This is a genomic window from Clostridium arbusti SL206 (genome assembly GCF_000246895.1).
GTDB classification, from domain to species: Bacteria; Bacillota; Clostridia; order Clostridiales; family Clostridiaceae; genus Clostridium_I; species Clostridium_I arbusti.
Genome location: NZ_BAEV01000041.1, coordinates 15,543 through 30,989, shown reverse-complemented (window position 1 = coordinate 30,989; position 15,447 = coordinate 15,543). Strand labels below are relative to the sequence as shown.

Here is a 15,447-nt window from a genome sequence, read left to right as displayed (position 1 = left end):
AAAGCGTATTTAATAGAGCACCCTTCCATATTCCCCATTTGCATAACATGAGCTCCCCATTTGCATAGCATGGAAAGAATAGGCTGAATTGTTTCACCTAATTCAGTTATTTGGTATTCGACATGCGGGGGAACTTCATTATACTGAATGCGGTTGATTAGTTTGTCTTCCTGCAATTCATGTAAACTTTTTGAAAGCATTAGACTGGATATCCCATCCAAATGCCTTTGCAGATCATTGAACCGAATAACCTTTTGCTGAGATATTTCCCAAACAATTCGCATTTTCCACTTTCCAGACAATATACCTAAAGCGTACTTAATAGGGCACCCTTCCATAATGTTACCTCCTCTAATACTTAGTTTTTTATAAGTAAGTAAACTATTATTGCGTACTTGATAAATGTTTATTTAGAGTTATAATTATAGCCATAATCTAATTGAAAGTCGAGGAATATTTTATGGAAGCATTAAAGAAAATTGAATTATGGAAAATGACTGTAACGGAGTGGCACGATTCCGACATCGGTGGTCGGGTGGTTGATGCCCTAAAAAAGAACGGTTTTGAGGCGGTCTATTTAGATGCGGCAAGTGCGAACGGATTGATTGGAGGTGAAAGTTATGCGAGCAGTCGTGACTGATAAGCAGTCGCCGGTCGGCGTGTCTCTTGGACAAAGGGAGGTACCGGTTCCAACAGAGAACCAGGCGTTAGTTCGGGTGGCTACGATTTCTTTGAACCCGGGCGAACTGAGAAGCCGAGAGCTCCTTGCCACCCCGGGCTGGCAACCTGGACGCGATTTCGCCGGAATCGTTGAGCAGTCAGCTGCTGATGGTTCCGGGTTATCCGTGGGATCTCGAGTTGTGGGATTATTACCTAATGGCGGAGCATTTGGCGAGATCGTTGCCGTTCCAACCACCAACCTCGTAAGCCTCCCATCGACGGTGTCGTTCAAAGACGCCGCGACACTTCCCGTAGCAGGTATAACCGCACTCTTCGCGTTGGAACGCTGTGGCTTCCTGCTCGGACGTAAAGTGCTCGTCACAGGCGCATCAGGTGGTGTCGGTCAGTTCGGCATTCAACTCGCACGTGCTGCAGGTGCTAGGGTTACCGGGACGATCAGGGCACAGGAGCGCGCGGGCATGGTTGAAGCGTTGGGTGCCGATGAGGTGCTCCTCGAGTCCAGCCTGAGCGAACAACGTAGCCGTTTTGACTTCGTACTTGACACCGTAGGCGGGCATTTGCTGCCCGTTGCGCTGGCCAGTCTGGTAGCGGGCGGAACTTGTGTAGCCGTGAATCATCGGAGCATGGAGACCAGCGACGTGTGTAAAACCACATTCGATTTCGTCGACTTCATGAAGAACGGGCTGACTCTCAAGAGTTTCTATGTCTTTGATGAACTGACACATCAACGTGGTAAGCATGCTCTCGAACGTCTTGTTGCTCTTGTTGCTGACGGACGTGTACGGCCACACATAGGCATCGAGGCTTCATGGACCGATGTCGAGCGTACTGTGGAAAAGTTCTTAAACCGCGAAGTACTGGGTAAGATAGTTTTACACGTCGAGTGACCCAAAAATTATTTGCTTTATAGGATATATTAAGAAACGTGATTTTAAAGCGTTTTGTTATTATAGAATTGTTTTAGGCATTGTTTGATAATTTAATTACCAAAGAGGATTAGAATTAAAAGTAAATAATTTATTTATATAGTCATCTCAAATATCAATGTTATAGTGACATCTTGCTATATTAAATAAATATTGACAAAATCTAAACATATATATACAATAAACATATTGGTATAATAGGATATATTTATTGTTGACCAGAGAACTGGAGACTATATATCTCACTAAAATTTATTTGGTGAGATATATAGTCTTTTTATTTTTAAAATAAAGTATGTAAAAAAATATACAAAATTTTGGAGGAATGCAAATGGCTTATATTGAAAGACCTAGGTTTTCCTGTGCACTTGGGGGTGCTCTAAGTACTATTAGTGCATTACAAAAAGTAGTTCCAATAGTCCATGCTACAGCTGGTTGCGGGTCTAACCTTTTTGGTGCATACATGGGCGGAAGTGGATTTTGGGGATCTGGATACTGCGGAGGTGGATCAGTACCTACTTCAGGTATAACTGAAAATGATATTGTGTTTGGAGGTTCCTCTAGATTAACTGAACAGATAGAAACTACTTTAGAATTGATTGATGCAGATTTATTTATAGTGACAACTGGATGTATGACAGAAATAATTGGAGATGATGTAGAAGCGGTTCTTAGAAATTTTAAAGATTCACAAGTACCTATATTGTCATTAGAAACAGGTGGCTTTAGGGGGAACTCTTACAATGGATACGAAGGAGTACTAGAAAAATTATTTGTTGATTACTCAAATAAAACCGCTAAAAAAACAAAAAATTTAGTAAATATTTTAGGAGTGGTTCCAGCCTTGGATCCTTTTTTTCGAGGTGATTTAGTTGAGATCAAAAGATTATTAGAAAAACTCGGACTGGAAGTTAATACTTTTTTTACTAATGATCAAACTATAGATAATTTAAAGGATGCAGCAGAGGCGTCACTAAACATTGTTTTATCAAGGACTTATGGTATTAGTGTTGCAGAAAGTCTTCAGGAAAAACATGGTATACCTTATTATGTTAACGAACTTCCAATAGGACCTACAGCTACAGCTGAATTTTTAAAAGATATTTCTAAATTACTAGAAATAGATAATAAGAAGGTTGAAAAATTAATAGAGAATGAAAATGAAAACTATTATAAATACATTGAAAGAATATCTGATGTATATGCTGATTCAGATCTTCAACATTACGCTGTAGTAGTAGGAAATGCCAATAACACTATATCCATAACAAGGTTTTTACATGAAGATCTTGGATGGATACCTAAGTTTTCAGTAATAACAGATGAGCTTAATGATAATCAAAAAAAATCTTTAAATGAGGGATTTAAAAAGATTAATGGGAATAAAGAAACAGAATTAATATACCAAACAGATGCTTCAAAAATTCAAGAATATTTAACAAATATTATTAAACCACATAAATCTGAAAAATACTATGATACTCTTTCTCCTTTATTTGTATTAGGTAGTTCTTGGGAAAAAGATTTTTCTAAAAGTGTAGGTGCAAAAACATTAACTGTAAGTTATCCAATATTAAATAGAGCAATATTAGATAGAGGATATGCTGGATATAGTGGTGGATTGCATTTGGTGGAAGATTTATTGGATGTTATTTTTACGGGGAGGTAGGTTAAATGAATTATTTTGATAACAAAGTTGCTCCTAAACGTGAACAAAGATTGAAGTTTGTTGGAAGTGCTTTTGGAGGTAATTCCTGTGAATTGCTGGGTTGCTCTAAAGAGGGTTGTTTGAAAAATAAGAAAAGAAGTTTTTCTCAAGCAACTGCTTGTCAGTTAAGTTTAGTATTAGGCATGGCCCTTACAATGCCAGATACTATATTTATAATTCATGGTCCTGTTGGGTGTGGATCTCAAATTCATTCATCAGATTTTCCAACTAGATCTGGTACCAAAGCAAGGGGTGGAATTCCTAAGTCTTTGATATGGATATCCACAAATCTTAATGAAAAAGATATTATTAATGGTGGAGAAGCTAAGTTAAAAGAAACAATATTAGAGGCTGATAGAATATACAGACCAATAGCTATTATTGTTATGAATACTTGTTCTCCAAGTATGATTGGTGATGATATTGATGAAGTAGTAAGAACTACTCAAGAAACTGTGGACGCAAAAATAATACCAATGCATTGTGAAGGTATTAAATCTCAAGTAGTTGCCAATGCATATGATACTTATTATCATGGTGTAGGGCGCAATCTAGAGTTAACTTCAAATTCATCAGAAAATGCAAGTGGACTTAACCCCAAAAAAATCTATTACAAAAATTCTAAAATCGTTAATTTATTTAATTTTGGTTCATTAACCTATCCAGATGAAGTAGAAACTAAAAGATTGTTAGAAGCATTAGGGCTTGAAGTAAGAGTTTTTCCTAATTTTGCACATCCTAATGATTTTAAAAAAGTATCTGAAGCAATTTTAAATATAAGTCTTTGTAATGTTCATGATGATTATTTCCTAGAGTTTTTAAAAGAAAAATTTCATATTCCATATTTTATTCACAATATGCCCGTTGGTATAAAAAATACAAGTGAATGGTTTATAGAAGTTGCAGGTAAACTTAATCTTGAAGAAAAGGCTAAAGAAATAATTGAATCTGAAGAAAAGGAAATTTTTTCAGCAATAGATCCATTTAAAAAATTATTAAATGGAAAAAGAGTGTTGATAACTGGAGGGGTAATTAGGGTAGTATCTGATGCTATGCTTCTTAAGGAATTGGGTTGTGAAGTCATTGGCGTTAGAGCTCATCATTATGATAGTCTGAGTGATGATCTTTACACAAAATTCAATGATAATTTTCCAGATATAGAAGTGAGTGTAGCACCAAATCAAGTTTTTCAATTAGTTAATATAGTAAATAGAGATAAACCAGATATATGTTTAGCCCATGCTGGAAGTGGAGTGTGGATATCTAAACTAGGGGTGCCGGCTTTACCTTTATTTGGAGGAAGTTTTAATTATTTTGGATATAAAGGAGTTTATGAAATAGCAAGGAGAATGGCAAGATTATTAGAGAATCCTTCTTTTCAACGTAAACTATCTGAGAATATAAAGCTGCCTTATAAAAAAGATTGGTATGATAAAAGTCCATTTGCATATATAAAAGATCAGACCTCATATAAAGCCGCACAATTGGAACAATGTTCTAGATAGTATAGTGAGTGAATATTTAAAGTCTCATGAAATAAATCCATAACTACTGAAGAATTCTTAAAAGAAAATAAGGTTAACATAAAAATAAGTGATTCATATAAAAAAACATCCTATGGAATAGATAATAACAAGTCTAATTCATAGGATATTTTTATTTCAATTTATGTAAATAACTTATGTTTAGCAGAGTACTTTATCTTTTTACATATTTAAAGTTAAATTTATTACAATAATATGTGTTTTTTAGAAGTATAAGTTTCATTTTTATATTGACAATTTATATAAATTATAATATATTATTTATATGAAACATGTTTCATAAGTTTTGCGTCAATGCTAAATGTAAACATATACTAAGAGATTAATAACATTTTTATCTATTAAAAAATAAATTATGATTTTCAAAACTTTATACCATGAAGAAAATTATATTATTAAAAAGGAAAATGGATTTGATTTTAAATATAAGGGGGAAAATAATTATGAAAATTAAAAACAAAATTATACTTATCACTTATGCAGACAGTCTAGGTAAAAATTTAAAGGAACTTGAAAACCTTTTAACAACTTATTTTAAAGATGCAGTGGGTGGAGTCCATGTACTACCATTTTTTCCATCGTCAGCAGATAGAGGTTTCGCACCAATGAACTATGAAAAAGTAGATCCAGCTTTTGGAGATTGGAAAGACATTGAAAAATTAAGTGAAAATTTTTATCTAATGTATGACTTTATGATAAATCATATATCAAGAAGTTCTGAATACTTTAAAGATTTTGAAAAAAATAAAGACAATTCACCTTATGCAGATTTTTTCATTAGATATAAGGATTTTTGGCCTGATGGTAAACCTTCTCAGGAAGATGTAGACTTAATATACAAGAGAAAACCTAGAGAACCATATATCGATGTAGAGTTTAAAGATGGGACTAGTGAAAAAGTATGGTGTACTTTTGATAGTGAGCAGGTGGACTTAAATATAAAATCAGAAGTTACAAAGAAATTTATAAGGGATACTCTTACCAATATGGCAAAGAGAAATGCTTCATTAATCAGGCTTGATGCTTTTGCCTATGCGACTAAGAAAGTTGGAACTAACTGTTTCTTTGTAGAACCTGATACTTGGGAACTTCTTGATGAAGTAAAAGAAATATTAGAACCATTAAATGTAGATATATTACCAGAAATACATGAACACTATTCAATTCAAATGAAAATATCAGAAAAGGGACACTGGATATATGATTTTGCACTGCCTATGATTATGCTTCATGCTCTATATAGTGGTGTGAATAAAAATATTATAAAATGGCTTAAAATGTCTCCTAAAAAGCAGTTTACTACATTAGATACTCATGATGGTATTGGGATAGTAGATGTAAAGGATTTATTAACTGCTGAAGAAATTGAAATCACAAGAGAAGCATTATTTACTAAAGGTGCAAATGTAAAGAAAATCTATAATACAACTGCCTATAACAACCTTGATATATATCAAGTTAATTGTACCTATTATTCAGCACTTGGAAATAATGATGATGCTTATACTTTAGCAAGAGCTATTCAGTTCTTTGCACCAGGAATACCACAAGTTTACTATGTAGGACTTATGGCTGGAGAAAATGATATAGAACTACTTGAAAAGACAAAGGTAGGAAGAAATATAAACCGACATTATTATACCAAAGGAGAAGTTAAAGAAAACGTAAAAAGACCTGTTATGAAAAGATTATTAAAACTTATGGAATTTAGAAATTCTTATCCAGCTTTTGAAGGTGACTATTTTGTAGCTGATACGGATAATGAAGAAGTTTTAGAAATATCATGGAAGAAAGATTCTTTTGAAGCAATTTTGAAAGCTAACCTTAAGACACATGAATTTACAGTAAGTTACTTTGATTCAGATAATAAAGAGTTTAAGGAACTGACAGGAGTTTAGTTTTAATATATTAAAGCCTATCTTGAAAGTGTTTATGTTTATACTATAGTGAAAATACATTTAATTTAAATTTAAAGGTGATGGATAGGCAATAAAGATTTTTAGTTTACAATATAATTTGAAAAGAGGAATCTATATGAAAAAACGAATAATATATTGGAATGTTAGTTTATATTTTCTATTATTTTTCTTTGCCTATGCATCCTGTTTTTCATTCTTTGCTATTTGGCTTGGAGAAAAAATGAATTTAAGTGGAGCACAAACAGGTATTGTATTTTCTGTAAACGCTATCTTTGCCATGATTTTTCAACCTATATACGAATACATTTCTGACCGTATTGGTTTAAAAAAATATGTTTTATATTTTATTACTGTATTACTTGCATTAGCTGGGCCATTCTACATTTATGTATATGGACCACTTTTAAAAATGAACTTCATAATTGGTGCTATAGTTGGAGGATTTTATTTAGGATTAACTTTTATAGCTGGTTGTGCTAGTGTTGAATCCTATATTGAAAAGGCTGGTAGAAAATATGACTTTGAATTTGGTCGTGCACGTATGTGGGGTTCAATTGGATCAGCAAGTGCTGCATTTGTATCGGGTAGAGTATTCAATATTAGCCCTAATATAAATTTTTGGATGGCAACGGTTTCTGCTATAATATTACTTATTCTTGTTATTTTTATGAGAGTTGATGTAAGTAGTGTAGAAGCTAAACGTGCTGAATCAGTAGGTTTTAACGATGTTAAACAGCTTTTGAAATTAAAAGACTTTTGGTTTTTTATGATTTACATGATAGGAGCTGTATGTGTATATATGGTATATGATCAACAATTCCCTATATATTATGCTTCATTGTTTCCAACAAAAGCTTTAGGAAACCAAGTGTTTGGAGATTTGAATTCACTCCAAGTTTTCTTGGAAGCGGGTATGATGTTTCTAGCTCCTTTTCTTGTAAATAAAATAGGATCGAAGAAAGGACTAATTTTAGCGGGAATAATAATGACTTGTCGTATGATTGGTTCAGGAATTGTAAGTGACCCATATAGTATTTCATTTATTAAATTAGTTCATTCTTTTGAATATGCTACATTATTGGTATCAATATTTAAATATTTAGCAGATAATTTCGATACTCGTTTATCTTCTGTGCTCTATCTAGTTGGTTTTCAATTTGCTACTCAAATTGGTACAACAATTTTATCACCAATTGTTGGTAAAATGTACGATAAAGTTGGCTTTAGAGAAACTTATCTATTTATGGGGTGCCTAGTTCTTGTATTTACTATTTTAGCAGCTTTTACTTTATTAAATAAAAAGAAGGATGGAGTTGTAGTAGATGAAGGTGAAAATGAAATTATAATGGAGCATCAGTTAGGATAGTATAAGATATTAAATAAGTTCTATTTAAAAATTACGAAATTAAACTTTTGAAGTTACTAAATTTTAATATAATTTTAGGGGGTAAATATGTTAAAAAAAAGATGGTGGGATAAAAGTGTAATCTATCAAGTATATCCTAAAAGTTTCTATGATTCAAATAATGATGGAATAGGTGATATAAAGGGAATTGTTGATAAACTTGATTATTTAAAAGATTTAGGTATAGATATAATTTGGCTAAGTCCTGTATATAAAAGTCCTATGGATGATAATGGTTATGATATTATGGATTATTATGATATAGATAAGCAGTTTGGTTCTATGGAAGATATGGACAACTTAATAAAAGAAGGCAATAAACGCAATATTAAAATAATGATGGATTTAGTTATAAATCATACTTCCGACGAACATGATTGGTTTATAGAGTCAAGAAGCAGTAGAAACAATCCTAAAAGAGATTTTTATATATGGAAAGATCCAAAACCAGATGGTAGTGCACCAAACAATTGGAAGTCTATATTTGGTGGATCGGCCTGGGAATATGATAATAATACTAAACAGTATTATTTACATGTATTTTCAAAAAAACAGCCGGATTTAAACTGGGAAAATGAAGAGGTAAGACAAAAGCTATATGATATGGTAAATTATTGGCTAGATAAGGGACTCGGTGGTTTTAGAGTGGACGCCATAACTTATATTAAAAAGGATAATACTTTTAAGGATTTAGAGTCTAATAGTAATGAAGAATTAGTTCATATTGATGGAGGTTCTTTAAATCAAAAGGGAATAGAAAATTTTTTATCTGAATTAAAAGAGAACACATTTTCTAAATATGATATTGTAACGGTAGCAGAAGCGCCTGGTATACCAAGGGAAAAATTAAAAGATTATAGCGGGCCTAATGGTTTCTTTGATTTGTTATTTGAATTTGGGCATTCTGATTTAGATGTAGCTGAAGATGGAAAGTGGTACACACCCCAAAAATGGACTCTACAAGAATTTAAAGATGCCATTTTTAAAAGTCAAGAAGTATATAATGATTTAGGATTTGGTGCACTATTTTTAGAAAATCATGACCAACCAAGATCTCTAAATAAATTTATTAAAGAATCAGATATAGGCTTAGTTAGTGCAAAGATGTTAGCCACAATTTACTTTTTATTAAAAGGTATACCATTTATCTATCAGGGTGAAGAAATAGGAATGACTAATGTTAAATATGAATCTATTGAAGATTATAATGATATTTCATCCATTGATCAATATAATAGTGCTATAAAGGATGGCTTATCTAAAGAAGAAGCTTTAGAGGCTATACACAGAAGAAGTAGAGATAATGCAAGAATTCCTATGCAGTGGGACGATAGTAAAAATTCTGGATTTACTGAAGGAGAGCCCTGGCTTAAGGTTAATAATAATTACAAAGAAATAAATGTAAAAAATAATCTGGAGTCTAAAGATTCAATTTTGTATTACTATAAAAGCTTAATTGATTTACGTAAAAATAGTAAATACTCAGATGTAATTGTATATGGAAAATACAAAGGAATTATGGAAGATGATAAAAATATTTTCGCCTATATAAGAGAATATGGGGATAAAAAACTTTTAGTATTAGCTAATTTCTATGGTGAAAAGGTTAAGGTTAATTTAAATTATACTGTAGATGAAGTATTAATTTCAAATTATAATTCCTTTCATATATCAAATAATGAAGTATCCCTTAGACCTTATGAAGCCGTAGTCCTTGCTATTATATAAAATTTAATTTAATCAATTATACTAAAAAGAACTTTTTCGTGGTGATTTTTTCATTAAAAACCTGTTGATTCACTTTATAGTGATTTCAGCAGGTTTTTATACTTTAGCAATAGATTTTTAATTTTATTTTTAAGTAATAAGTTTAAAATTATATTTTCTTTGTTATTATCCATAGTATAATAAAGAAAGAAACACTTATAGATGAGAGGAATGAGATGACTATGGCAGGTATAAGAGATGTAGCAAAAAAGGCAAAAGTAGCAGCATGTACTGTATCTAGGGTGATTAACAATAGTGGATATGTAGCACCGGAAACCAGATATAAAATTGAAAAAGCCATTGAAGAGCTAAATTACATACCTAATGAATTAGCTCGAAGTATGTTTCGTCAAAAAGTAGGAATTGTTGCGATGCTGGTTCCTAATATTGTGCATCCTTTTTTTTCTACATTAGCTAGTCATATTGAAAAAGAATTATACGAAAAAGGATATAAACTTATGTTATGCAGTACAGATGATGACATTAACAAAGAAAGAGATTATATGGAAACGTTAAAATCAAATATTGTAGATGGAGTAATATCAGGTGTCAGTAATTTAAAACTAAAAGAATATAAAGAATTTAATAAGCCGCTTGTTATGTTGGATCGTATTGTTAACTCAAAAATTCCAGTTGTTGCGTCAAATCATAAATTGGGAGGAGAATTAGCCGCAAAAAAATTTATTGATAGTGGATGTAAGAATGTAATTCATATATGTGATAGTAAAGCTACAAAAGTATTATCATATAAGTGTCATATTTCTTTAGAAGATATGTTGAAATCACACAATATAGCATCAAAAGCTATTGAAATAAAATGGAATGACTTTGATTTTGAAGGATATTTAAATTTGGCTAAAAAAGTGCTGATAGAAGAACCCGAGATAGATGGTGTTTTTGCAGCAGATATGCCTGCATCGGCCTTTTTAAAGGCAGCTACACAACTTGACAAACAAATTCCAAAAGATCTTTCTGTGGTAGCTTATGATGGAACATATACTACTAATAGTAATATTTTAAATATAACTACTGTAGTACAGCAGGTGCAAATAATAGCTAGTAAGGCAGTAGAAAATATAATATCATTAATAGAGGAAGGAAAGGTAATGGAACCTTATACTGAAATTGATGTATATTTAAGGAAGGGAGAAACAAGCTTTTAAAAGGTTATATTAAATTACAATATTATATTATTTTTATATTGACAATACACATAAAATATATTATATTATTTATATGAAACATGTTCCATACAGATAATATGAAAATTTACTGAAAACCTATACAAAATAATATAAAGATTTTTGCATTTGTATATAAGATTAAACAATAAAAGTATTACAATTAATGGATGTAAATATGCTTAATAAATAAATTTTAATATATAAGGTTTATTGATAAATATAAATGATTGGTGGTAATAATATGCCGAAATGATTTAACAATTCAATGTAAACCTATACAATTTTTTTTTTTTACTAATTATGAAACATGTTTCATAAACTTAAAAAAGGGGGATTTTAAAATGTTCAAAAAAATGAAACTAGGAATGATACTCTTACTTGCAATTATACTTGTTGGCAGTATAGTTGGATGCAGTCAATCGTCAAATCATGATTATGATATTTATATTTTTAATGGTAAAAGTGAAAATGCTGATGCACTTCAAAAACTTTGTAAAGAATATGAAAAAGAAAAAGGAGTTAAAGTTAAAGTCTTTTCATTGGGTACAACAGAAGTACTGGATACATTGAGAGCCGCTATGAACTCAAATGAAAAGCCATCAATTTTCTCTGTTGGCGCAGGGGCATTAGATGAATGGAAATATAGTGGTTATGCCATGAATCTTAAGGAAGCAACAAATCCTGAATTAAAGGAATTAGCTAATAGTATACCTGAATCAATGAAACTAAAAAATAAAGATGGTGAAAATTATGGCATTCCATATGATATTGAAGGATATGGATTAATTGTTAATAAGAAAATGATAGCAGATTTATTTAGTCTTACTGATACAACACAATTTATTAAGGATTTCAAAACAGCTAATTATGAAGAATTTAAAGATATGGTTATTGCTGTAGACGACTACATTAAAGAAGATAAGAGTAGATCTGTAGTATTAAGTGGACATACCTATAAGTTGTCTAAGAATAAAACTGAGCTTACATCAAAGTTAAATGGGGTATTTTCAGTAGCTGGAGCGGAAAAATGGACATATGGAGATCATTTTAGTAATTATCCATTAAATACTGTATTTAATAGTTTACCAGCAGCACAAAATGCAACAGATAAGCAGGTAGAAGAACTGAGAGTCCCTTTACAAAAATCCATTCAGGCACTGGATTTTGAAACTAGATATCTTGCAGGGTCAAATGGTGCATTAAAACGTAGTCCTGATTTTATTAACTCAACAACTTCAGGATATGATCAAGCGGTACAGACCTTTGCAGACAATAAAGCACTATTCATTAAACAGGGTAATTGGGTATATAACAATATTAAAAAAGTAAATGCAAATATTACATCTTCTTTAACTATGCTTCCAATGAAATTACCATTTACTGATTCAGATATTAAGGTAAAGGGATTAACTGCGCAAAAGTTTAATGAATCCATACCAGAATTTGTCCCAAATTATTATGTAATAAATAATAAAGTAAGTGAAAAGGAAAAAAAGGAAGCAGAAGAATTTTTAGTATGGCTTAATACCTCGCAAACTGGTAAGAAGTATATTACTGAAGAATTTGCTTTTGTACCCTTTAATGCAACTTCAGATACTAAATTAGATAATCCATTAAGTAATGACTTGATTACCTATAAGCAAGAGGGAAATATATTATCTAATCCATTTAATGGAGCGCCAAATTCCTGGGGACAAGAAGCCTATGGAAAAATATTAATGGAACAATATTTCATAAAATCAAATTGGACTGAAACAGACTATAAAAAAATAGCAGATTATTGTATTGAGAAATGGAAGGAACTAAAAGAGGATTACAATTAGAATTTATATGAGAGGGTGATATAATATGGAATTGTTTTATAAAAAATGGTTTAAGATACTTGCACTGCCAGCTGTTATATTATTTATAATGGTAATTTTAATACCTTTTATTATAGGGTTTATATATTCCTTTACCAGTTGGCGTGGAACATATTTTGTGGGGGGTGAACATTGGTGGCAGGCCTTAGTAGGTTTTAGTAATTATGGAAAGGTGTTTAAATCTACAAAGTTTACAACTGCATTCTTATATACAGTTAAATTTACTGTTATAGCAGTAATTGCTATAAATATAGCTTCCTTAAATGTCTCAGTATTGCTTACTAAAATAGAGAGAGGCGCTGGAGTATTAAGAGCCATCTTCTATATGCCGAATTTACTAGGTGGATTAGCTTTAGGATTTATATGGCAGTTTATTTTTCAGATTGTATACTCAAAAATTTTCTTTGGTCAGAATGGTATTTTCCCTATAGAGGCATTAACTAATATGACACAAAGTTCTACCAAAGCAATGTTTGCTTTAGTAATAATGGTAACTTGGCAAATGGCCGGATATATGATGATGATTTACGTAAATGGATTAAATAATATACCTAAAGATCTATACGAAGCTGCAAGTATTGATGGAGCGAGCTTTCTTCAAAAATTTAAAAGTATCACTCTTCCAATGCTTATGCCTTCTTTCACCGTTGTATTTTTCTTAACACTTTCAAATTGTTTTAGATTACTAGATCAAAATTTAGCATTAACAAATGGTGATTTTGGTACAAGGATGTTAGCACTTCAGATTTTACAAACAACTAAAGATACTAATCCACCCAATTATGGTTTTGCTCAGGCACAAGCAGTCATATTCTTTATATTAGTTGCTGTTGTTGCTCTAGTTCAAGTATCTGTAATGAAAAAGAAGGAGGTTGAAGCTTAATGAAGTATTTAAAAGAAATGAAGAATAAAAGAAATATTAAAAATATTGTAATGTATGTAGTTCTAATTTTCGCTGCTATATATACAATTTTTCCATTATTATTTTTACTTATTAATTCATTTAAAGGGCAGGCACAAATTGTAAATTCACCTCTTTCACTACCTAAAACATGGAATTTATCCTATATAAAAAATGCCTTCGAGCAAATTCATTTATTACGCAGTTTGGGATATACATTACTAATCACAGTAGTATCAGTATCTCTACTAGTTGTTATATCTTCTTTGGCGGCTTGGGTAATGGTGAGAAGTAAATCCAAATTTGCTAATATTTTATTTCTAGCATTTACAGCTGCTATGCTAATACCTTTTCAATCTGTAATGTATCCATTACTTAGTTTTATGCAAGTATTACATTTAAAGAATATAACTGGGTTAATTTTGATGTATGGCGGTTTTGGATTAAGTCTTTCTGTATTTTTATATCATGGCTTTATGAAAAGTATACCAGTTTCATTAGAAGAAGCAGCAGTAATTGATGGGGCAAATATATTTCAGGTATTCTTTAAAGTTATATTTCCTTTAGTAAGACCAACAACTATAACTGTAATAATATTAAATACAGTATGGATTTGGAATGACTATCTATTACCATTTTTAGTACTTGGAAATTCAGAAAAGAAAACATTAACTTTATCATTGTATTATGCTAAAAACCTGGCGGGGCAATATGGTAATCCATGGGAACTAATTTTTCCATCAGTATTGATTGTCATTATACCAATAGTTATTCTATTCTTATTCTTACAAAAATATATTATAGCTGGAGTTACAGATGGAGCTGAAAAAGGTTAGAGATAATTAATCATTTAACTAGCACAACGAATCAAATTATATATATATTAAATAAAAAATAATAAAAAAGAAGGAATTAATTCTGTTATGTTCAAAAATATGCGTATATGTATAACGTAATAAAAATATATGATTATATTGTATTTTGAATACTATTTTCACCTGCTTATTTTTCTAAGCAGGCTTTTTTTGAAAAACAAAACAGAGTACGGTATTTTATTTGATAATACATATCGCTCTTAGTATACTAACATCAATCCTATTCATTCTGATTCAATAAATTTTGGCTATGAATACGGAATTGGAGTAACCATCGGCAATAATGTTTGTATAGGTGGAAGTGTTGTTATTAATCCAAGAGTAAATATTGGTAATAATGTAGTAATCGGTTCAGGAAGTGTCGTTACAAAAGATATTCCGGATAATGTGATTTCGGTGTGAAATCTATGTAGAATTGTTTGTAAAATAACAGAAGAGGATAGAAAATTTTATTATAAAAATAAAGAGTTTGATGTTGAAGATTATTGATGATAGTATAGAAACTGGTAAAAGCATTCTTAAAATAAAAACAGCAATATTTGAGAATGAGTGAGCAATTCATGGGAAGTAATTAAAACATTTCTGTTATAAAATTATATGTGTAAACGTTAAGAATTGAGTTTGGATTTTAAGTTACTACTTTCTTTTAATCATAAGATTACAGAAAAAAGATTT

General features: G+C 31.0%; 12 protein-coding genes and 1 pseudogene. 12 read left to right on the top strand and 1 reads right to left on the bottom strand.

What is annotated here, in order from left to right; all coding sequences use genetic code 11:
• A partial coding sequence (locus tag RH99_RS09225) for a winged helix-turn-helix transcriptional regulator (RefSeq protein WP_010236900.1) occupies positions 1-338 on the bottom strand: 338 nt, incomplete at its 3' end.
• A gap of 122 nt (positions 339-460) precedes the next feature.
• On the opposite strand from RH99_RS09225, the gene RH99_RS09220 reads away from it, so the two are divergent.
• The 12 genes and pseudogenes from RH99_RS09220 to RH99_RS18595 form a co-directional block, all read left to right on the top strand.
• The gene (locus RH99_RS09220) at positions 461-640 is read left to right on the top strand and encodes a hypothetical protein (RefSeq protein ID WP_026038456.1); all 180 of its coding nucleotides are present in this window, start codon (positions 461-463) and stop codon (positions 638-640) included.
• Positions 621-1,568, top strand: coding sequence for a zinc-binding dehydrogenase (locus tag RH99_RS09215; protein ID WP_010236897.1), 948 nt, complete (start codon positions 621-623; stop codon positions 1,566-1,568). The genes RH99_RS09220 and RH99_RS09215 overlap by 20 nt, the downstream gene beginning before the upstream one ends.
• Positions 1,569-1,938: 370 nt before the next feature.
• Positions 1,939-3,276: a nitrogenase component 1 gene (locus RH99_RS09210; RefSeq protein WP_010236895.1), complete on the top strand. Its 1,338-nt coding sequence runs from the start codon at positions 1,939-1,941 to the stop codon at positions 3,274-3,276.
• Positions 3,277-3,281: 5 nt separating this feature from the next.
• Entirely contained in the window at positions 3,282-4,820 is a 1,539-nt protein-coding gene (locus RH99_RS09205; RefSeq protein WP_010236893.1) for a nitrogenase component 1, read from the top strand.
• Between the two features lie 482 nt (positions 4,821-5,302).
• The gene (gene gtfA / locus RH99_RS09200) at positions 5,303-6,757 is read left to right on the top strand and encodes a sucrose phosphorylase (RefSeq protein ID WP_010236892.1); all 1,455 of its coding nucleotides are present in this window, start codon (positions 5,303-5,305) and stop codon (positions 6,755-6,757) included.
• Positions 6,758-6,893: 136 nt separating this feature from the next.
• A complete protein-coding gene (locus RH99_RS09195) occupies positions 6,894-8,144 on the top strand; it encodes an MFS transporter (RefSeq protein ID WP_010236890.1) in 1,251 nt (416 codons plus the stop codon).
• A gap of 87 nt (positions 8,145-8,231) precedes the next feature.
• Positions 8,232-9,911, top strand: coding sequence for a glycoside hydrolase family 13 protein (locus RH99_RS09190; RefSeq protein ID WP_010236888.1), 1,680 nt, complete (start codon positions 8,232-8,234; stop codon positions 9,909-9,911).
• Positions 9,912-10,132: 221 nt separating this feature from the next.
• Positions 10,133-11,113, top strand: a complete 981-nt coding sequence (locus RH99_RS09185) for a LacI family DNA-binding transcriptional regulator (RefSeq protein ID WP_026038454.1) — start codon at positions 10,133-10,135, stop codon at positions 11,111-11,113.
• Between the two features lie 362 nt (positions 11,114-11,475).
• Positions 11,476-12,957 (top strand): ABC transporter substrate-binding protein, encoded by a 1,482-nt coding sequence (locus RH99_RS09180; RefSeq protein ID WP_010236884.1) that lies wholly within the window; start codon positions 11,476-11,478, stop codon positions 12,955-12,957.
• 25 nt (positions 12,958-12,982) lie between these two features.
• Positions 12,983-13,879, top strand: coding sequence for a carbohydrate ABC transporter permease (locus RH99_RS09175; RefSeq protein WP_010236881.1), 897 nt, complete (start codon positions 12,983-12,985; stop codon positions 13,877-13,879).
• On the top strand, positions 13,879-14,733 hold the full coding sequence (locus tag RH99_RS09170) for a carbohydrate ABC transporter permease (protein WP_010236878.1): 855 nt from the start codon (positions 13,879-13,881) through the stop codon (positions 14,731-14,733). Before RH99_RS09175 ends, RH99_RS09170 begins: the two co-directional genes overlap by 1 nt.
• A gap of 243 nt (positions 14,734-14,976) precedes the next feature.
• Positions 14,977-15,261: pseudogene (locus RH99_RS18595) on the top strand (LbetaH domain-containing protein); the annotation flags it as partial.
• Between the last annotated feature and the right edge of the window lie 186 nt (positions 15,262-15,447).